Source organism: Erythrobacter sp. S57(2025), from assembly GCF_057365055.1.
Genome location: NZ_CP200299.1, coordinates 1,262,180 through 1,281,720, shown reverse-complemented (window position 1 = coordinate 1,281,720; position 19,541 = coordinate 1,262,180). Strand labels below are relative to the sequence as shown.

Here is a 19,541-nt window from a genome sequence, read left to right as displayed (position 1 = left end):
AAGATTGTGAAACCATGCTTGACGTTCGCGCGGGCGTTGATGCGACCGACCGCGAGCTTGTGGCTCTGCTAGATCGGCGGTTTGGTTACATGCGTGCGGCCGCTCGGATAAAGGGCACGCGTGATGCAGTGCGTGATGAGGAGCGCAAGGCCGCCGTAATCAACGCAGCGGTCGCCGATGCACAAGCGCGAGATATTCCCGCTGATGTTATCGGCGAAATCTGGGAACGTCTCGTTGAAGGCTCCATCGCTTATGAGTTTGTCGAATGGGACCGGATTCGCGATTAGTCTGAAGGATTGAGGAAGCGTTCTAAGTGCAATTCCTTTTTCGCAGGCTCCGCTTGTCGGATCCTCTTTGCGAGGTTTTCGACCTTTGCGGTCCATTTCTTTGCGTGTTTCTCTGCACCGCCAAACTTCACTTGGCCTAACGGCAGGATGCGGACGGGCTTCATCCCGCAGAATCCGAGAATTTGCTTTTTCCAGCGGTGAACAATGGCGTTGCCATGGGCGAGGCGGTGGAACCACGGTGGCGTATCCATTGTGATGATTACATCGGCTGAGCGGCCAACCATGTTCTTGTCCCACCAAGTATCATTGTCGTGATACGCAAAAGTGAAGCCGGGTAGAAACAGTCGGTCGAGAAATCCCTTTAGTTCTGCCGGTTCGGCGCCCCACCACATTGGGAAAGCGAATACGACATGGTCGCAAGCGTCGAGCTTTTGCGCCATCATCTGGATGTCCGGCTCCCAATTGGTGCGCTTGCGATAACCATGCCGTAGGTGGGCAGTAAATTCGAGATCGCGCAAGGCGACTCAATTCACGTCGCAGCCGCTGGGCAGCGCCTCCTCATAGATATCGAGCAAATGGGTGACAAAGCGACCTTCGTCAGGATGGCCGTCAATTATGAGCACGTTCATGCAAGTGATCCCTCAAACTGCTTGAAAGAGGCTTGCACGCCCGCCGCACAAAAGAAAAGGGCGGCCCCGCAGGACCGCCCCAATTCTGTGTCTGTGGACGCTGTTATTAACGCGAGTAGAATTCGACCACGAGGTTTGGTTCCATCGTGACCGGGTAGGGCACTTCATCAAGCTTTGGCACGCGAGTGAAGGCGACCTTGTCGTTGCCATCTGGAACAACATAGTCAGGAATTTCACGCTCTGGCAGGCTCTGTGCTTCGATAACCAGCGCCATTTCCTTGGCTTTGTTGCCGAGGCTGATGACATCGCCAACATCGATACGGCGGCTTGCAATGTTGCACTTCACGCCGTTCACATAAATGTGACCGTGGCTTACGATTTGACGAGCAGAGAAGATCGTTGGCGCGAACTTTGCGCGGTATACGATCATGTCGAGGCGACGCTCAAGCAAGCCAATGAGGTTTTGACCGGTGTCACCTTTAAGACGGGTCGCGTCCTTATATGTCGAGCGGAACTGCTTCTCAGTTACGTCGCCGTAATAGCCTTTGAGCTTCTGTTTGGCGCGCAATTGCAGGCCGAAGTCGCTCATCTTGCTCTTGCGACGCTGACCGTGCTGGCCGGGGCCGTAAGAACGCTTGTTCACTGGAGAATTTGGGCGACCCCAGATGTTTTCACCCATGCGGCGGTCGAGTTTGTGCTTCGAGCTTGTACGCTTCGTCATGTCTATTCCTTCAAATTTGCTGGCCTACCCAATCAGCAGGCGTCGAACCCGGCATCGCTACACAAAAGCTATTCTTTTGTGCGGCCACTGCTTCACCGGGATGCAGGGCCAACTTGCGAAGGCGCGCCATTAGCCAGAGCCGGCGCTCTCGTCAAGTTCTACGTAGAGCTGTCAGAAGTGGATCAGTTCCCGCGGTTAAACTCGCGCCATTCATCACGCGTCATGCACACGCGAGTTGCGCGGCGGCTAGACATGTCAGCGCGAATGCGGCGGCAAATGCGCTTTTCTTCTTCCGCTTCTTCTTCGGCTGCTGGAGCGTCGGAGGAGGGTGCGGTGATCGCTGGGATTTCAATTGCTGCGTCGCTTTGCTGTTCTTGCGCAGGAGCCTCAGTCTGGTCCGCTGCTTGTGCTGTTGCAGCCGGCTCATCCGCCTTCACTTCATCGCCCGGTTCATCGGCAAGCGCGGATACAGAAAGCAATGGTGCGGCGAGCACGAACGCGGCAGTCGCCGCAATGCGCGAAGGGCTGAGCTTCATCAATTTTCTCACTGTTGGGAATAAGGGGAGGCGGAGAGCTACCGTGCTGTGGAGGGTTTGTCTACCGCGCGGGTACAGTGTCTCTTATTCGGGCTCACGCGGCCCGCGCTCCAGAGTGCTCAAGACACCGCGCAGAGTTCGCACTTCGAGGTGATTCCAGCCAGGTTTTGTAAGCACGCCGCGCAATGTACGCGCTGTCGCCTCTCGCCTTGCTTCGGGCAGGAAATATCCACGCGGACCCAGCAGTTTTTCAAAGTGTGCAATCAACCCTTCCAGATCACTTTGTGATGCTGGCGGGAGAAGATCGTCCTCGGCAGTTGGCTGCACAAGCTTACCGTGATCGGTTTGCTCAAGCTCCAATCGAGACCATTCATAAGCGACCAGAATGACGGCCTGTGCCAAATTCAAAGAGCCAAACTCGGGGTTGATTGGAACGGTCAGAATACGTCTCGCAAGCGCCACGTCTTCTGTTTCCAGGCCAGACGCTTCTCGCCCAAAGAGCACCGCGTGGCGGCCGGGCTCACTGTGCATCAGTTGCGCCGCACCATCCGCGCCGACAACGGGCTTCGTTACCCCGCGCTTGCGAACCGTTGTGGCATAGACATGCTCACAATCCGCAACCGCTTCAGCTGTCGAACTGAAGATCTTCGCCTGATCCAAAACCATGTCCGCCCCCGCGGCGGCAGGACCAGCAGAGGGATTGGGCCAGCCATCACGCGGATTAACAATGCGCATCTCGGTAACGCCGAAGTTGAGCATCGCGCGCGCAGCTTTGCCGATATTCTCACCCAATTGAGGGCGGACAAGCACAATGATGGGTTTGTTGGACACCTTAGTCCTTGGCTGCCTCAGCAACGGTGCTTGCGAATTCCTCAAAGTCGCGCGCTTCGGAGAAATCGCGGTAGACGCTGGCAAAGCGGATATACGCGACGCTGTCGATTTGTTTCAGACCGTCCATGACCATTTCGCCGATCCGTGCAGAAGGCACTTCAGGTTCGCCAGCGGTTTCCACCTGACGCTGAATACCTGAAATAAGCTGGTCAATGCGTTCCTGGCTTACGCCGCGTTTGCGGCAGGCAAGGGCAACAGATTGCTCAATCTTGGTGCGGTCGAAAGCTTCGCGCCGCTCCTCGCCTTTGGCGCCAGACTTAACGATTGTGACTTCGCGTAGCTGCACGCGCTCAAAGGTAGTGAACCGTGCACCGCACGATCCACATTGCCGCCGCCTGCGAATGGCGGTCGCATCTTCGGTTGGGCGCGAATCCTTTACCTGCGTGTCGTCATTGGCGCAAAATGGACAGCGCATTTAGAATTCTTACTTCCGGATAGCGTGGTGAAGAGCCAAACCAGCACCAGCCACAAGACCAGCTGCAAGACCAACACCGGGAAGCACTACGCCAGCAACAGCGCCAACAGCAGCAGCTTTCAAGACGGGCTTGGTCGAATCGTGGTCGAAGCCGTCCTTGATCATCATCGAAATCTCTTCGCGGGTGTCCTGCACCCAGTCTTTTTCAGCTTCTTGCTTTTTCGCCATAGTGTCCTCGTCTTGATCGATAATGACAGCGTCATTTTTCACTAGCTTGCTCATGACAGCTATCCTTTAACAATAGTGTACTTATCCTTCGGGATATACTGGAAAATTCTTGCAAAGTTGTGAAACACGCTGGCGGACGCTTTCTTCAATTTGAGCATCGCCTTCTGGTCCATTTTTGGAAAGACCATTTACGACCTCAGCGATCAACTCTCCGACTTGGCGAAATTCAACTGGGCCGAAACCGCGTGTGGTGCCAGCCGGTGTGCCCAAACGGATGCCGCTGGTGACGAAAGGTGAGCGCGTATCGAACGGGATACCGTTCTTGTTGCAGGTGAGCCAAGCGCGGTCGAGGCCTGCCTCCGCTGCTTTGCCGGTCACGTCTTTCGCAGTGAGATCGACAAGCATTGAGTGGTTGTCAGTGCCGCCAGAGACAATGCGCAGGCCATGCTCTTCAAGGCTTGAAGCCAATGCGCGGGCATTTTCGACAATGCGGTGAGCATAGGTTTTGAATTCAGGCTGCAACGCCTCACGGAAGGCGACCGCCTTTGCAGCGACAACATGCATCAAAGGACCACCTTGCAAGCCGGGGAAGACGGCCATGTTGAGCGGCTTTGTATACTTCTCATCATTCCAAAGGATGATGCCGGAGCGCGGGCCACGAAGGCTCTTGTGCGTTGTCGAGGTCACAATATCGCAATGCGGGAAGGGCGAAGGATGCGCGCCGCCTGCAACAAGGCCTGAGATATGGCTCATATCGCACAGCAGAATTGCGCCCACTTCATCGGCAATCGCGCGGAAGGCAGCAAAATCCCACACCCGCGAATAGGCCGTGCCACCGCAAATGATGAGCTTTGGTTTATGTTCGCGCGCTGTCGCTGCAACTGCATCCATGTCGATCAGCTCATCACCTTCAGTCACGCCGTAGCTGACAGGGTTGAACCACTTGCCTGACATATTGACAGGCGATCCGTGGGTAAGATGTCCACCTGAATTCAAGTCGAGCCCCATGAATGTGTCGCCGGGCTCTAGCAGTGCGAGAAAAACCGCCTGGTTCATCTGTGAGCCGCTATTGGGCTGTACATTGGCAAAGTTGCAGCCAAACAATTGCTTGGCGCGGTCAATTGCCAGTGTTTCGACCACATCGGCATAGTCGCAACCGCCGTAATAGCGCTTGCCCGGATACCCCTCGGCATATTTGTTGGTGAAGACGCTGCCAGTTGCTTCGAGCACCGCTTTCGACGCGATGTTTTCGCTCGCGATCAGCTCAATCTTATCCTGTTGGCGGTGAAGCTCGCTGCCGATGGCCGCTGCGATTTCCGGGTCTGAGGTCGCAAGGTCATCATGCCAGAAACCATGCATAGGATCAGTGGTGTGGTTTGGCTGAGTGCTCATTGATGGGTCTCGATGTGATCTGGCTGAATGGGCGGAACGCCGAGCTTGGCGACGCGGCGTTGGTGGCGACCTTCTGGGTCCCCCGCATCAGCAAATTCGGTGCTTAGAAAAGTAGCTACGCAAGACTTGGCCATTTCGATGCCGGTCAGTCGCGCGCCAAGGGCAATGCAATTGGCATTGTTATGTTCGCGGGCAAGGGCGGCAGACAATGGCTCAGAGACGAGTGCGCAGCGCGCCTTTGGATGCCGGTTGACGCTGATTGAGATGCCGATGCCTGATCCGCATAAGGCGACGCCAAATTCTACCGTCCCTTCGGCTATGACGTCTGCAAGCTTGTAGCCATAATCGGGATAATCGACACTCTCACCCGCATCGGGGCCGAGGTCGGCGACTTCATGTCCTTCATCCATCAACCATTCGGCGAGTTCAGCCTTAAGGTCAATGGCGGCATGATCAGAGGCAATGGCAATACGCATGGACCGCTACATAGGGGGAGGGCGCTTGAGACTCCACCCCGCATATGGTGCTTTTCCTCGAATTGGATGCGAAAATTTTGAACGGATAATGCCCCTTGTGCAGCGAACGAGGTTGTTCCATTCGTCTGGTGCCCGATCAAGCGAACGAAAGCACCGATAAATGCGAATGGCATTAGCCGCCTTATTGCTCTCTCTTTCATTGCTCCCCGCTTGGTCGCAGGCCGCAGCCGAACCGGGAACTGAGGTTGAGCGGGTTTCGAGAGCCTCTGCCTTGGATGACGGCTATGGCGCCGTGGTGATCTCTATTCGCAGCGAGCTGTATCTTGATGATCCTTTGCAGGTCTATTTCCTGCGTGAAGGCGGAAGCGCAACGAATGACGCAGATGTCGTGCGATTTGAGCGATCACAGGGCTTTTTCGCGTTTGGAAATGATACGGTCGAGTACAAGATCAAGGCCTATCAACTGGCACCCGGCACCTATCGCCTGATCGCGCATGGCATGAATTGCCCCAAGATTCCGGAAGAGGACGAACGGTGCCTGATCGATGTGCAAGGACTGGGCGGGGGAGAGCAGCTTTCGCGGCCCAGCCGTGGCTACAGCGAGATTGCGCCGGAATTTGAGGTGCAAGCGGGGGCGGTAACCTATGCGGGCGACTTTGCTTTGACTGCCCGCAATACGATCGAATGGTCCGAAATCCCATACAATGAACTCGATCGCATGCGTAGCAGGTTTGGCCGTTTGTCCCGCGCGCCAGAGCCCATCATTCCCGGCGAATATCGATTGAAATATGGGCTAAACCCACGCAGTTTTGAAGATGATCGAAACCGAAGATATTGATTTAGAAGCAGATGCTTAACTGTTTTTCTTCATCTTCTTGGTGGTCTTGCGCACCCATTTCCAAAGCGCTTCGACTTCCTTGGCGGCTTTCCCATCGGGATCGATTTCGGCAGCGGTCTCACCCTTCGCGCTGGAGCGATGAAATGCTGCCCTATCGCCAAGCTCAATAGGGCAGACTTCCAACCCCAATCCCTTGGCCGCGTCGCGCGCTTCCTCGGCAAGCACCGTCGCGCCCGATGGGACGCCGTTCAGCACGACATAGGCAGGAGTTTTGGCGAAACTGATCAAGTCCGCAATCGGTTCGAGAGCCGCGAGGTCGAAAGCGCGCGGTTTCGTTGGGATCAGCACAATGTCCGCCGCCTTGATCGCCTCGCGCGCAGCTGCATCGGCATGGGGAGGGGTGTCGATCACGATAAAGTCGACCCCGTTTTTCTTGGCGCTTTCAATTGTACGCCCAAGCCGCGCAGGCGGAGCGGTCACCACCACGGGCAAAAAATCCCCGCGCCAATCCGACCAAGCCGCAGCGGTTGCCTGCGGATCGGTGTCTATTACACAGCTCTCATGCTTTGACTGCGCGGCTCGCGTGCCCAGATGGACGGCAAGGGTGGTTTTACCCGAGCCCCCCTTTTGGCTGGCGATGGCGATGATGGTTGGGGTGTCTTTGGCCATTTGCCGACCCCAGCCTCCTTATTGATCCAAGAACGAACGCATTTTGCGCGAACGGCTTGGGTGCTTCAGTTTGCGCAGCGCCTTGGCTTCGATCTGACGGATGCGTTCGCGGGTCACGCTGAATTGCTGGCCGACTTCTTCCAAGGTGTGGTCAGTGTTCATGCCGATGCCGAAACGCATACGCAGCACACGCTCTTCACGAGGGGTGAGCGATGCAAGGACGCGCGTGACCGTTTCCTTGAGGTTCGCTTGAATGGCGGCGTCGACAGGAATGATCGCGTTCTTGTCTTCGATGAAGTCACCCAGATGCGAATCTTCCTCGTCACCAATTGGCGTTTCGAGTGAGATCGGCTCCTTGGCGATTTTCATCACCTTGCGCACTTTTTCTAGCGGCATGGAAAGGCGCGCGGCCATTTCCTCGGGGGTCGGCTCGCGGCCTTCCTCGTGCAGGAATTGACGCGAAGTGCGCACCAGTTTGTTGATCGTCTCGATCATGTGGACCGGAATGCGGATTGTCCGCGCCTGGTCTGCGATTGAGCGGGTGATCGCCTGACGGATCCACCAGGTCGCATAGGTCGAGAATTTGTAGCCGCGACGATATTCGAACTTATCGACCGCCTTCATCAGGCCGATATTGCCCTCTTGAATAAGGTCGAGGAATTGGAGGCCACGATTAGTGTATTTCTTGGCGATGGAAATCACGAGGCGTAGGTTCGCCTCAACCATTTCCTTCTTGGCGATACGCGCTTCACGCTCACCTTTTTGCACCATGTTGACGATGCGGCGGAATTCAGGGAGCGCCATGCCAGTATTCGCGGCAATATCCGTAATCTCGGTGCGGATACGCTCGACAGCCATTTCTTCCTTCTCAAGGAAAGCGGCCCATTTCTTATCCTTCTTGGCGCGTTCTTTGATCCACGCATCATCAAGCTCATTGCCGACATAACCTTTGAGGAAGTCGATGCGCTTGATTTTGTGACGCTCAGCCAGGCGCAGCATTTGGCCACCAAGGGCAGTCAGGCGGCGGTTGAAGGCGTAAAGGTTGTCGACCAGAAATTCGATCTTGGTCGCGTGGAACTGCATGCTTTCCACTTCGGCGGTCAATTCGTCGCCGAGCGTTTCGTATTTCTTTTCCTTGGCCTTGGGGAATTCACCGCCCATAGCCAAGGTTTCAACACGCTCTGCCTGCAATTTCTCGAAGGTTTTGAAGAGTTTGGTGATGCGCGCAAAACGCTCGATAGCATCGGGCTTAAGCGCGGCTTCCATTTGGGCAAGGGAAAGGGTGTTGTCCTCCTCTTCCTCTTCATCCTTCTTGGAATCGCCTTCCTCGCCTTCCTCGTCTTCGCTGTCTTCCTTGTGATCCTCAACCTCATCATCGTCGCGGATCGTTGGGCCAGCGGTTTCTTCGGAGATCGTGCCGTCGTCTTCTTCGTTCTCTTCCTCCATCTTGTCTGGTGGAGGCTCCTTGGAAAGCATCGCGTCAAGATCAAGGATTTCACGCAGCTGCATATCTTCAGAATTGAGCGCTTCGGACCATTGAATGATGGCGTGGAAGGTGATCGGGCTCTGACACAGGCCCATGATCATCATGTCACGGCCAGATTCGATCCGCTTGGCAATCGCGATTTCGCCTTCACGGCTGAGCAGCTCAACCGCGCCCATTTCGCGCAGATACATACGGACAGGGTCATCGGTGCGCTCACCTGTACCGGTTTTCTTGGCGGCAGGTTTGGCGGCAGCGGCCTTCTTCTTATCCTCGTCGACCTGCATTTCCTCGACTTCGGCTTCTTGTTCAGCCTCCGCCTCAGCTTCTTCGTCGTTCTCGACGATCTGCACGCCCATCTCTGACAGGCTCGTCTGGATGTCTTCGATCCGGTCAGGACTCATCTCACCAGATGGCAGAGCTTCATTCAGCTCATCATAGGTGAGATAACCCTTTTTCTTGCCCTTGGTGATGAGCTTCTTAATCGCAGCCTCATTGAGGTCGATCAGAGGCGCGTCGTCTTTATCTTGCGTTTTTGCGGTCGAGGCCATGTAAATCCGTCAATCCGTTCCCTGGAGGGGCTTCAAAACCGCTCCGTGTGCTGTCCCATTTCGCTGCCCTCAGGCAGCTTCATCACTAACCGGCGAACCGGCTTTTTTGCGTCCGAAAGCTTTCAGGCGCTCATCAACTTTATGGAGCTGTTCTCGCAAACGGGCCTGCTCTGCAAACGACCCTTCCGGATCATTATCAAACTGAGCGATCGTTGCCGCCATAGCGGTTTCGAGCGCTGGTTTGAGTGCCAGCAGCGATACAGCTTCAGCCAATTCCTCGCGCGCTTCACCGGGGTCTGTGCCTTCTCTAAGGAAAGCGTAGCTTGGATCTTCCGGTGGGGCGGATCGGCCTTCAGTGGCTGATATGGCGTTTACGCCTCCCGAATCAAGCGTTTCTGACAATTCAATCAACGATTCAATTGCAGGTGCTGCATTTGGGTCGAGTTTTGCGAGCTGACTAAGGGCTTCCTCGTGCTGCGCTATCTGGTCTGGGTGGCGGGTAAAACCTGCAATGACCGCAGCAAGCAAAGTGGTTCGCTGACCGCCTGCCATCTCTCGGCTTAATGTGCCGCGAGCATCCAGTGAAAGGCCGCGCGGTGCGGCGGGTGCGCCGCGCCAAGGGCCGCGCTGTTGTGTCTTGCGCTGCTCGCGAGGAGGATAGGCAAAGGCGGAAAAACGGTCGAGCAGTTCTCGACGGTAGAGCGATCGGATATCGCTATCTTGAATTGTGTCGACATGCTCCATGAGCCTCGCCTTTAAACCCGCTTTGGCTTCTGGACTGGCCAATGGTTTGGCATCGCGCTCAAATTCCCAAAGCATATCAAGCAGGCTCTTGGCCTCGCTTAGCAGCTTTTCCATGGCTGCCGCGCCTTGAGCGTTGATGAGGTCATCGGGGTCGAGCCCTGCCGGCAATCGAACGATCCTAAGGCTGCGCATCGGGGCAAGCATCGGCAGGGCGCGGGTTATCGCGCGCATCGCAGCGCGCTGCCCTGCGGCATCTCCATCAAAACACAAGACCGGTAGCTCAACCATACGCCACAGCATCTCAAGCTGCATTTCAGTGAGCGCGGTGCCCAATGGCGCAACCGCATCAGTTATCCCTGCCTGCGCAAGCGCGATCACATCCATATAGCCTTCGACCACCACTACCCGTCCGGTCTGACGCGAGGCCGGGGCAGCGCGGTGGAGGTTGTAAAGCGTGCGCCCTTTGTCAAAGAGCGGTGTGTCAGGCGAGTTCAGATATTTTGCAACGCCATCCCGCTCGCCAAGAATTCGACCACCAAAGGCGATCACTCGGCCGCGTGCATCTTGAATGGGCAGCATGATCCGCCCGCGGAAACGGTCATAGGTTGTGCCATCATCGGTTTTGATGCGCATGCCGGTTTCTACCAACATCTGATCATCGAACCGGGTGAGCGCGCGATTGAGCGACTGCTTGCTCTCTGGCGCGTAGCCAAAGCCAAACTCGCGCAAAATTTCAGGCTTTAACCCGCGCTCGTTCAAATAGCGCATGGCCTCGCGCCCATCGGCGCTGCGTAGATTGTCGACGAACCAGTCTTGCGCTTCTGTTGTGACATCGACCAGCTCTGCGCGCTTCTCCGCCTTTTTTGCTGCGACGGGATCAGGCGCCGGCACTTCCATGCCTGCTTCAGCAGCAAGTTCTTTGATCGCATCAATAAAGGACATCCCACGCTGCTCTGTCATCCAGCTGATCACATCGCCATGCGCGCCGCAGCCAAAGCAGTGGTAGAATTGCTTCTGATCGTTGACGTAAAAGCTCGGTGTCTTCTCGTCATGGAACGGGCAACACCCCTTCCATTCACGCCCCGCTTTGGTGAGCTTATCGGTGCGCAGGATCACGGTTGATAGCGTGATACGGGCGCGCAGCTCGTCCTTCCATTGGGGGGTGATAGCCATCGTTACAAACTGTGCCCAATTGTCCGCCGTTTCAAGCGCGCTCTGTGGAGCGTTCTGTGCTTAACTCAGCGCCGCTTTCACCAGTCCGCTCGCAAGCTTACCATCGAGCACCGCGCCGTGCTTCGCTTTGAGCGCGCCCATGACCTGACCCATATCCTTCATTGAAGAGGCTCCGGTCTCCGTCTTGATCGCTTCAATCGCGGCTTTGGTTTCGTCCTCACTCATCATCTGCGGAAGGAATTCTTCGATAAGGCTGAGTTCTGCTGCTTCCTTGGCGGCGAGTTCATCGCGCCCGCCTTGTTCGTACATCTCAATCGATTCGCGCCGCTGCTTGGCCATTTTCTGAAGCACGCTCGTGACCAAAGCATCGTCATCAATGTCTTTGCCGCTGGTGCGCTCTTCAATATCGCGATCTTTGATCTTGGCGGAAATCTGCCGAAGCGTCGCTGTGCGCTCTTTCTCTTTGGCTTTCATCGCGGTGATGGTGGCGGCTTTGATATCGTCTCTGATCATGGTGTTTGCACTAACCTGTGGATGGAATGGTGTTTGGCTGCGCTCTAACGCAAGAATGCGCCTTCGCCTAGGTTGACGGGGGGCGCTGCCACGCTTAGCCGATGAGACTTAGCGACATTGCTGGAAACTCACGACTTGGAAGGGCCTCAAATGGCTTCTGCTGCCTCTCATCCTGCGCAACCTAACGGAGCGACGGGCTGTCTCGTTTTGGCCGATGGAACTGTCATTTGGGGCAAGGGGTTTGGCAGTGTTGGCGATGCGGTTGGTGAGGTGTGCTTTAACACCGCGATGACCGGATATCAGGAAGTGATGACCGACCCGTCTTACGCCGCGCAAATCGTCACCTTTACCTTCCCGCATATCGGCAATGTCGGCGCGAATGGTGAGGATGTGGAGAGCGCTGTAGAAGGCGCAGTCGGCTGCGTGGTGCGTGAAGACGTGACCGAGCCATCCAATTTCCGCTCTCTTGAGCGTTTCACCACATGGATGGAGCGCAACGGCAAAGTTGGGCTTTCGGGCGTGGATACGCGTGCACTCACCCGGCGCATCAGAATGTCGGGCGCGCCCAATGCCGTGATCGCGCATTCGCCAGAGGGTAAGTTCGACGTACCCGCTCTTATCGCCCGCGCGAAAGAATGGTCGGGTCTTGAAGGGATGGACTTAGCCAAACGGGTGACGCGCGATGCTCAGGAAAGCTGGGAGGGCGGTTATTGGCGGCTCGGCCACGGCTATGGCCGCGCAAACCGCGATGCGACCCCGCATGTGGTCGCGATTGATTACGGGGCAAAGGACAACATCTTTCGCAACCTCGTTCGCGCAGGGGCCAAGGTGACGGTGGTGCCGGCCAAGACCTCGCTAGACGACATCATGGCGTTGAAGCCTGATGGCGTTTTCCTCTCGAACGGTCCCGGAGACCCTGCTGCAACCGGCGAATATGCGGTTCCTGTTATCAAGGCGCTGCTCGAGGCGGACATGCCATTGTTCGGCATCTGCTTGGGCCACCAAATGTTGGCGCTCGCAGCGGGAGCTAAGACGGTGAAAATGCACCAAGGCCACCGGGGCGCAAACCATCCCGTACAGCGCGTGGGTAAGGACTGGGGAGAAACCAACGGCCTCGTAGAGATCACCAGCATGAACCACGGCTTTGCGGTGGATGCGGACACTCTGCCCGGCACCTTGGAACAAACCCATGTTAGCCTGTTCGACGGCAGCAATTGCGGCATCGCGGTGAAGGGCAAGCAGGCGTTTGGCGTGCAGTATCACCCAGAGGCAAGTCCGGGGCCGCAGGATAGCTTTTACCTGTTTGAGAAGTTCGTTGGGGGGCTGGCATGAGGTTCCACTCCCAGATTGCCTTGGTCGCTACGCTAAGCTTGGCGGCTTGCTCTGATGGCGGGGTGTTTGGCTCAGACTACGCACCAGGCCCCATGACCGAAGCGCAATTTGCTGAAGTGCAGGAAAAATGCGGACTGCAGGATGCAAAACGCGAGGTTGGCAGCCGTTCAATGAGCTTTACCACTGATGATGGGGTGTCGGTAACGGGCACGATCGAGGCTGATAGCGCAGAAGATGTGACCATTGTTTTCGGGCGTAAACGTTCGGATCGTGAGATGGTTGGGGTGATCGTTTGCTTGGCAGAATATGAGGAGCAAACGGGAGCGGAATTCTCGGTTGATACTGGCCCGACGGAGATGGGGCTTTGAGCCTCTCTCGCCTCAGCTTTTTCGCGATGCCAATCGCCTTTTTGCTTGGGGCAATGGGCGAAACGCCCGCATCTGCCGGTCCGATGACGCCGTCGCCTTTTGCCGAGTGGCCCGGCGCCGAGATCGCTCCCGGAGTGGCATTTCAAGGCGATGGTTCGGTCTTACTCGAAGCGGGCGCCTCTGGTCTGCCGGTGATCGCGTTTTGGCGGCCTGTGCTCTTTATGGAAGACACTGACCGCCCCGTCGCTGGGCGCATGGATTGCCGTGTTGCGGCAGTGGATGGCGTTTTTGACGAGGAGAGCTTTGACCCTGTTGCTCTGCACGAAAGTGTCGCCGAGCAGCGCGAGAGCCAAGGCTTTCGCGATATGGACCAGTTGCTTGATGTGACGGAAACGCAGCGGCAGCTAGATGTGGTCGGTCGCCGCTCAAACCCGCGCTCGCATTATGTGCTGAGCTATATTCTGGTGCGCGATGGGGAGCGGATGGTCGATATTCGCCGCAATTGCACGTTTGTTTACGGCAAAGGCGTCTCACGCCCCGACGTGCTGCCCTATATCTATCGCTACACCAAAATCAGCTACGCCTTTGAACCAAACACCGGAGGGCAGGGGTAATGCGTTTACTCGCGGGAATAGTGGCCATCGCCTGCTTGGCAGGATGCGCCAATGCGCAGGGGCATAATGCGCAGAGCAGTGGCTCAACACCCATACAAGACGCGCAAAGCGAAGCCGACTTTGACGCAGCGCTCGCGGTGAGTTGGACGATCGAAGTCTATAGCGGCGGTGGCATACCCGGATCGCCTGGCGCAAATACCTATATCCGCAACTACCGCGAAGTCCTGCAAACCATCGTCGACCAATGCGAGCTGGGTGAGACCTTGCTGGTTCAGGCCACTGATGGCGTTTCGCTTCTCGCAATTCTGAATGAGGATCTCAGCGCGACGCAGATCAAGTGCATTCGGAATGAAGAGCAACCTGGCCTCAGGCTGAAAGATGGGAGGAATAGCGGATGATGCGTGCGTGCTTTACCGTACTGGCGCTTACGGCGCTTTCAGGATGCAACATTCTGTTTCCGGAAGACCCCCGTGTCGGTTTTGAATCCGAAGGGGAATGCCTTACCCGCGTGCCCGGATTGCTGGGCCCCGGCACCTCCTTTGACGAGTATACTGAGGCTGAGGGCGTCCCGACATTTACCTATGACATCACCAAACTTGGATTTGGCGATATTCAAGGCCTGATGGTGGAGGGCAGCGATGATACTGCCGGTCGCCGGTTGATGGAAACGACGAACGAGACCTCAACCGCCGTCGCTCAATTCATGGCTATGCCGGTCGATGAAAAGGGTGCTTTCTTCATGGCGAACGACCCTGCGCTCTACCGCGTGCGCGGCGCCGCAGAGGCCAAATCGACCATGATTGCAACGGGCTGTGCCGCTCAAAAAGATGGGATGCGCCTAATCATGATCGACATCGCGCCCGAACAGACCGAACCCGAAGACATCACCTCACCCGATCAATCCGACGCCGATGTGGCTGAAGCAGAGAACAACACCTAATGCCCAAACGCACTGATATCTCCTCCATCCTCGTCATTGGCGCTGGCCCGATCATTATCGGACAGGCGTGCGAGTTCGACTATTCAGGCACGCAAGCGATCAAGGCGCTGAGAGAGGAAGGATATCGGGTGATCCTGGTGAACTCGAACCCGGCGACCATTATGACCGATCCCGAGTTTGCCGATGCCACCTATATCGAGCCGATCACGCCTGAGATTGTTGCGAAGATTATCGCTAAGGAAAAACCTGACGCGCTGCTGCCGACGATGGGCGGGCAAACGGCGCTGAACTGCGCATTGGCTCTGGAAGATCAAGGCGTTTTGGCTGAGCACGGTGTTGAGATGATCGGCGCCAAAGCCGATGCGATCGACAAAGCGGAAAACCGCCAGCGTTTCCGTGACGCGATGGACTCCATCGGGCTGGAAAGCGCGCGCTCGGGTGTTGCGAACACGATTGAACAAGCGCGTGAAGTGCTTGAGCGCACCGGCCTTCCATCTATTATACGCCCTAGCTTCACCCTTGGCGGAACGGGCGGCGGGATTGCCTATAACAAGGAAGAGTTTGAGCGGATTGTAAGGGAGGGCCTCGATGCCTCTCCCACCACCGAAGTTCTGATCGAGGAATCGCTGCTTGGGTGGAAAGAATATGAGATGGAAGTGGTCCGCGACCGGGCCGACAATGCCATCATCATTTGCTCGATTGAAAATGTCGATCCGATGGGTGTGCATACCGGCGATTCGATCACGGTCGCGCCGGCTTTGACGCTGACGGACAAAGAATATCAGATCATGCGCACCGCCAGCATTGATGTGCTGCGCGAAATTGGCGTCGAGACGGGCGGTTCAAATGTGCAGTTTGCGGTCAATCCCAAGGATGGCCGCCTAATTGTTATCGAGATGAACCCGCGTGTGTCGCGCTCGTCAGCGTTGGCCTCTAAAGCAACGGGCTTCCCCATTGCCCGTGTCGCGGCGAAGCTGGCTGTTGGCTACACTCTTGATGAGATCAGCAACGAAATTACCGGGGCAACACCCGCCAGTTTTGAGCCGACCATCGACTATGTCGTGACCAAGATTCCGCGCTTTGCATTTGAGAAGTTCAAAGGATCCGAGGCAACGCTCTCCACCGCTATGAAATCGGTCGGCGAAGTGATGGCAATTGGCCGCAACTTTCAAGAATTGCTGCAAAAGGCGCTGCGCGGGTTGGAAACTGACCTCGATGGTTTCAACCGGGTGCGCGAGCTTGAAGGCACATCGCGCGATGTCATCACCGCGGCTATTTCGCGGCGCACGCCTGATCGCTTGCTCAAAGTGGGGCAGGCATTGCGCGAAGGGCTCTCGGTCGACGATGTTCACAACGTCACCGGCTATGATCACTGGTTCCTGCGCCAGATCGAAGAGATCATCGCTGCTGAGGCGGAGATTTCGAAGGATGGCCTACCTAATGACGCCGCTGGCCTGCGCCGTCTGAAAGCGATGGGCTTCTCCGATAAGCGCCTTGCCACACTGGCTGTGCGATCGGTCGGAGTAAAGGATGGCTTGGCGGAAACACAGGCGCGCCGCTCAGGACTGTTACATGACGCGTTGCAGGCAATGGCCGGAGCGACGAGCGAAGAAGAAGTGCGCGATCTGCGTAAGAAGCTGGGCGTTATGCCGGTCTTCAAACGGATCGACAGCTGCGCAGCCGAATTCGAAGCCATCACCCCTTACATGTACTCGACCTATGAAGCGCCCAGCTTTGGGGAGGCAGAATGCGAGGCCGCGCCGTCGGATCGCAAGAAGATCGTTATTCTGGGCGGTGGTCCAAACCGGATCGGGCAGGGCATCGAGTTTGATTATTGCTGCGTCCATGCCTGCTTTGCGCTGGCAGAGCAGGGTTTTGAGACCATCATGATCAACTGCAACCCGGAGACGGTTTCAACCGATTACGACACATCCGACCGTCTGTATTTTGAACCGCTCACAGCCGAAGATGTGCTCGAAATCCTCCGTGTTGAGCAATCAACCGGCGAATTGGTGGGTGTGATTGTGCAGTTCGGTGGGCAGACACCGCTTAAACTCGCGCAGGCACTGGAAGATGCAGGGATCCCGATCCTTGGCACCTCTCCTGACGCGATCGACCATGCAGAAGACCGTGAGCGGTTCGCGAAATTGGTCGATAAACTTGGCCTTAAACAACCCGATAACGGCATCGCCTATACCCGCGATGAGGCCGCGGCTGTGGCTGCACGCATTGGCTATCCGGTGCTGCTGCGTCCGTCCTTTGTGCTGGGTGGCCGTGCTATGGAAATCGTCGATTCCGAAGCGCAATTGGATGATTATATCAAAACGGCGGTGAACGTATCTGGCGACAGTCCTGTACTGGTTGATCAATACTTACGCGATGCGATTGAGTGCGATGTCGATGCGCTTTGCGATGGGGATGAGGTCCGCATCGCAGGTGTCATGCAGCATATCGAGGAGGCAGGCGTCCACTCTGGCGATAGCGCCTGCACCCTGCCAGCCTATTCGCTCAGCGCGGAAATCATCGCCGAAATGGAACGTCAGGCCGAGGCTTTGGCACTTGCATTGGGCGTGCGCGGGTTGATGAATGTGCAATTCGCGGTGAAGGATGACGAGGTCTATCTGATCGAGGTCAATCCCCGCGCCAGTCGCACGGTTCCCTTTGTTGCCAAAGCGATCGGGCAACCCGTCGCCAAGATCGCAAGCCGCGTGATGGCAGGCGAGAAACTGGCGACATTTGAACCGTTCAAGCGCGAATTCGACTATATGGCGATCAAAGAAGCGGTGTTCCCATTTGCCCGCTTCCCCGGTGCTGACCCGATCTTGACACCTGAAATGAAGTCCACGGGTGAAGTCATGGGAATTGACAGCAATTTCGAAGCCGCCTTCCTGAAATCACAGCTCGGTGCGGGCATGGTATTGCCACGCGAAGGCACAGTGTTCGTCTCGGTCAAAAACTCAGACAAAGCCGTGATCGTACCTGCAGTGAAGCAGCTGCTCGACGAAGGGTTCAAGATTGTCGCCACTGCTGGCACGCAAAGTTACCTTGCCGATCAGGGGCTTGCGGTGGAGCGGGTGAACAAAGTCGCCGAAGGACAGCCGCATATCGTCGACAAAATCATTGATGGCGAAATCGCGCTGATCTTCAACACTACCGAGGGCTGGCAATCGCTGCTCGATTCAAAATCCATCCGAGCAACCGCTCTCGAAAAGAAGGTTCCGTACTACACAACCGCCACCGCATCGCGCTCCGCAGCGGCGGCAATTGCGGCGATAAAACCGTCACAGCTTGAAGTCCGATCATTGCAAGACTATTATAGCTGAGCACACACGCCGTCTTTCCCGACATTTCGATGGTTTGAGGCTGCTCCTTCACAGGGCGGCGACCGTCGAAATTTTCCAACTGGGGGCAGGAAAGCGGCTTTGAAAAGAGAAAGTTCAAGGGATGGCAACGATGGAAAAAGTTCCAATGCTGGCAGAGGGTTACGAGCTGATTATGGCCGACCTGAAAGCACTGCGCGAGGAACGTCCGGTTATTGTCGATGCGATCGAGGAAGCTCGCGCGCATGGGGATCTGTCGGAAAACGCTGAATACCACGCTGCAAAAGAGCGGCAGGGCCAGGTTGAGGCGCAAATCTCTGATTTGGAAGATAAAGTCAGCCGAGCGCAGATCATTGATCCAAGCACGCTGTCTGGCGACAAGATCATCTTTGGCGCGACTGTTACTTTGCTCGATGAAGATGACAAACCGATCAAGTACCAAATCGTTGGCCAGACTGAGGCGGATGCTTCCAAGGGACGCATCTCCTATTCCTCACCCATGGCTCGCGCGATGATTGGCAAACAAGTCGAAGAAGAGATCGAAGTCACGGTTCCTTCGGGCGACAAATTCTACCTCGTCGAAAAGATCGAATTTGTCTGAGGTGTGAGCGTTGAGTCCCTTATTTCAGGGGCTTTTCCATCGCGTAATTGTGGATCGAAACCACGCCCCGTCCGGCCCTTCGATTTCGAAGTCTCGGCGATGCTGCACAGCATATCCGGCGCGTTCAAATGCGGGGCGCGCAAGTTCGCTTGCCTCGGTGTATAGCCTGCTTACTCCGGCGGATCGCGCGTGTTTTTCGGCGTGAGCTAAAAGCTCGTCTGCCAGACCTTGCCGCGTGTGGTCGGGGTGGCAATAGAGCATGTCGAGATGCCCGTCCGGCTCCAACAATGCATAGGCGCACGCTCGGTTTTTGGCATCACAGGCGACGAATATGCGGTGCCCGGCATTGGCGCGTTGCAAAAACCTCTCTGGTCCCGGATGGCGCGCGGCCCAGGCATCTACTTGCGGCGCTGAGTATCGCGCAGCGCCAACCGATCTGATCGCAGCCAAAGTCAATTTGGCAAGCGCGTCGGCGTCGCCTGCCTCAAATTCTCGGATTGTATAGGGCATTTCGGCTCCCCTTTGGGAGGCGAGCAATTACGCGTCCGGGGTCAGCAATTTGTGGATGTGCACCACAACATATTTCATCTCAGCATCGTCAACGGTGCGTTGTGCTTGACCACGCCATGCATCACAGGCTGCTTCATAATCGCTGTAAACACCCACAACGTGAATGCTTTCCGGGTCCGCAAATTCATGCCCACGCGGATCGGTTACGCGCCCACCCATCACAAGGTGGAGTTTCTGGGATGGGGTGGTTTCTTCCATTTTCATGTTCCCTTGGGGAGATGGTTTGCACGTGCCGCGCGCTTTAGCGATC

23 protein-coding genes are annotated in these 19,541 nt (G+C 56.4%); 9 read left to right on the top strand and 14 right to left on the bottom strand.

All coding sequences use genetic code 11. The annotated features are described in order from the left end of the window. Window positions 1–14: 14 nt before the first annotated feature. Window positions 15–287: a chorismate mutase gene (locus tag AC0V6N_RS06235; RefSeq protein ID WP_486170724.1), complete on the top strand. Its 273-nt coding sequence runs from the start codon at window positions 15–17 to the stop codon at window positions 285–287. Here the strand turns inward: AC0V6N_RS06235 and AC0V6N_RS06230 are convergent. The 8 genes from AC0V6N_RS06230 to AC0V6N_RS06195 all read right to left on the bottom strand — a co-directional run bounded on the left by AC0V6N_RS06230 (window position 284) and on the right by AC0V6N_RS06195 (window position 5,575). Continuing rightward, complete coding sequence (locus tag AC0V6N_RS06230) at window positions 284–805, bottom strand: NAD(P)H-dependent oxidoreductase (RefSeq protein WP_486170723.1); 522 nt, start codon at window positions 803–805, stop codon at window positions 284–286. The two genes, AC0V6N_RS06235 and AC0V6N_RS06230, sit on opposite strands and share 4 nt — an antisense overlap. A gap of 217 nt (window positions 806–1,022) precedes the next feature. Beyond that, window positions 1,023–1,637: a 30S ribosomal protein S4 gene (gene rpsD, locus AC0V6N_RS06225; protein ID WP_486170722.1), complete on the bottom strand. Its 615-nt coding sequence runs from the start codon at window positions 1,635–1,637 to the stop codon at window positions 1,023–1,025. A 182-nt stretch (window positions 1,638–1,819) separates the two neighbouring features. Then, entirely contained in the window at window positions 1,820–2,173 is a 354-nt protein-coding gene (locus tag AC0V6N_RS06220) for a hypothetical protein (protein WP_486170721.1), read from the bottom strand. 84 nt (window positions 2,174–2,257) lie between these two features. Then, window positions 2,258–3,004, bottom strand: coding sequence for an RNA methyltransferase (locus tag AC0V6N_RS06215; protein ID WP_486170720.1), 747 nt, complete (start codon window positions 3,002–3,004; stop codon window positions 2,258–2,260). Between the two features lies 1 nt (window position 3,005). Beyond that, window positions 3,006–3,479 (bottom strand): transcriptional regulator NrdR, encoded by a 474-nt coding sequence (gene nrdR / locus AC0V6N_RS06210; protein ID WP_486170719.1) that lies wholly within the window; start codon window positions 3,477–3,479, stop codon window positions 3,006–3,008. Window positions 3,480–3,488: 9 nt separating this feature from the next. Next, complete coding sequence (locus tag AC0V6N_RS06205) at window positions 3,489–3,761, bottom strand: hypothetical protein (protein WP_486170718.1); 273 nt, start codon at window positions 3,759–3,761, stop codon at window positions 3,489–3,491. Between the two features lie 27 nt (window positions 3,762–3,788). Continuing rightward, a complete protein-coding gene (gene glyA, locus AC0V6N_RS06200) occupies window positions 3,789–5,099 on the bottom strand; it encodes a serine hydroxymethyltransferase (RefSeq protein ID WP_486170717.1) in 1,311 nt (436 codons plus the stop codon). After that, entirely contained in the window at window positions 5,096–5,575 is a 480-nt protein-coding gene (locus AC0V6N_RS06195) for an RpiB/LacA/LacB family sugar-phosphate isomerase (RefSeq protein WP_486170716.1), read from the bottom strand. Before AC0V6N_RS06195 ends, glyA begins: the two co-directional genes overlap by 4 nt. Window positions 5,576–5,735: 160 nt before the next feature. Between AC0V6N_RS06195 and AC0V6N_RS06190 the strand changes: the two genes are divergently transcribed. Continuing rightward, complete coding sequence (locus AC0V6N_RS06190; RefSeq protein WP_486170715.1) at window positions 5,736–6,413, top strand: hypothetical protein; 678 nt, start codon at window positions 5,736–5,738, stop codon at window positions 6,411–6,413. A 15-nt stretch (window positions 6,414–6,428) separates the two neighbouring features. Here AC0V6N_RS06190 and parA read toward each other — a convergent pair whose 3' ends face one another. The 4 genes from parA to AC0V6N_RS06170 all read right to left on the bottom strand — a co-directional run bounded on the left by parA (window position 6,429) and on the right by AC0V6N_RS06170 (window position 11,546). Beyond that, window positions 6,429–7,082 carry a ParA family partition ATPase gene (gene parA / locus AC0V6N_RS06185; RefSeq protein WP_486170714.1) on the bottom strand — a complete coding sequence of 218 codons (654 nt, stop codon included), beginning with the start codon at window positions 7,080–7,082 and terminating at the stop codon, window positions 6,429–6,431. 18 nt (window positions 7,083–7,100) lie between these two features. Beyond that, entirely contained in the window at window positions 7,101–9,116 is a 2,016-nt protein-coding gene (gene rpoD, locus AC0V6N_RS06180; RefSeq protein WP_486170713.1) for an RNA polymerase sigma factor RpoD, read from the bottom strand. 69 nt (window positions 9,117–9,185) lie between these two features. After that, window positions 9,186–11,033, bottom strand: a complete 1,848-nt coding sequence (dnaG, locus tag AC0V6N_RS06175; RefSeq protein ID WP_486170712.1) for a DNA primase — start codon at window positions 11,031–11,033, stop codon at window positions 9,186–9,188. A gap of 60 nt (window positions 11,034–11,093) precedes the next feature. Beyond that, the gene (locus AC0V6N_RS06170) at window positions 11,094–11,546 is read right to left on the bottom strand and encodes a GatB/YqeY domain-containing protein (protein WP_486170711.1); all 453 of its coding nucleotides are present in this window, start codon (window positions 11,544–11,546) and stop codon (window positions 11,094–11,096) included. Between the two features lie 150 nt (window positions 11,547–11,696). Here AC0V6N_RS06170 and carA point away from each other — a divergent pair, with 150 nt between their 5' ends. From carA to greA, 7 genes are all read left to right on the top strand, one after another. After that, window positions 11,697–12,878 carry a glutamine-hydrolyzing carbamoyl-phosphate synthase small subunit gene (gene carA / locus AC0V6N_RS06165; protein WP_486170710.1) on the top strand — a complete coding sequence of 394 codons (1,182 nt, stop codon included), beginning with the start codon at window positions 11,697–11,699 and terminating at the stop codon, window positions 12,876–12,878. Further along, window positions 12,875–13,246 carry a hypothetical protein gene (locus tag AC0V6N_RS06160; protein WP_486170709.1) on the top strand — a complete coding sequence of 124 codons (372 nt, stop codon included), beginning with the start codon at window positions 12,875–12,877 and terminating at the stop codon, window positions 13,244–13,246. Before carA ends, AC0V6N_RS06160 begins: the two co-directional genes overlap by 4 nt. Next, window positions 13,243–13,860, top strand: coding sequence for a carbamoyl-phosphate synthase large subunit (locus tag AC0V6N_RS06155; protein ID WP_486170708.1), 618 nt, complete (start codon window positions 13,243–13,245; stop codon window positions 13,858–13,860). The genes AC0V6N_RS06160 and AC0V6N_RS06155 overlap by 4 nt, the downstream gene beginning before the upstream one ends. Beyond that, window positions 13,860–14,258: a hypothetical protein gene (locus tag AC0V6N_RS06150; protein ID WP_486170707.1), complete on the top strand. Its 399-nt coding sequence runs from the start codon at window positions 13,860–13,862 to the stop codon at window positions 14,256–14,258. The genes AC0V6N_RS06155 and AC0V6N_RS06150 overlap by 1 nt, the downstream gene beginning before the upstream one ends. Continuing rightward, on the top strand, window positions 14,255–14,800 hold the full coding sequence (locus AC0V6N_RS06145; RefSeq protein ID WP_486170706.1) for a hypothetical protein: 546 nt from the start codon (window positions 14,255–14,257) through the stop codon (window positions 14,798–14,800). Before AC0V6N_RS06150 ends, AC0V6N_RS06145 begins: the two co-directional genes overlap by 4 nt. Continuing rightward, window positions 14,800–18,123 carry a carbamoyl-phosphate synthase large subunit gene (gene carB, locus AC0V6N_RS06140; protein ID WP_486170705.1) on the top strand — a complete coding sequence of 1,108 codons (3,324 nt, stop codon included), beginning with the start codon at window positions 14,800–14,802 and terminating at the stop codon, window positions 18,121–18,123. Before AC0V6N_RS06145 ends, carB begins: the two co-directional genes overlap by 1 nt. A gap of 121 nt (window positions 18,124–18,244) precedes the next feature. Beyond that, entirely contained in the window at window positions 18,245–18,721 is a 477-nt protein-coding gene (gene greA / locus AC0V6N_RS06135) for a transcription elongation factor GreA (protein WP_486170704.1), read from the top strand. 24 nt (window positions 18,722–18,745) lie between these two features. On the opposite strand, the gene AC0V6N_RS06130 is transcribed toward greA, so the two are convergent. Together AC0V6N_RS06130 and AC0V6N_RS06125 are read right to left on the bottom strand one after the other, a co-directional pair. Further along, complete coding sequence (locus AC0V6N_RS06130) at window positions 18,746–19,231, bottom strand: GNAT family N-acetyltransferase (protein WP_486170703.1); 486 nt, start codon at window positions 19,229–19,231, stop codon at window positions 18,746–18,748. 27 nt (window positions 19,232–19,258) lie between these two features. Beyond that, complete coding sequence (locus AC0V6N_RS06125) at window positions 19,259–19,489, bottom strand: DUF4170 domain-containing protein (protein WP_486170702.1); 231 nt, start codon at window positions 19,487–19,489, stop codon at window positions 19,259–19,261. Window positions 19,490–19,541 lie beyond the last annotated feature (52 nt).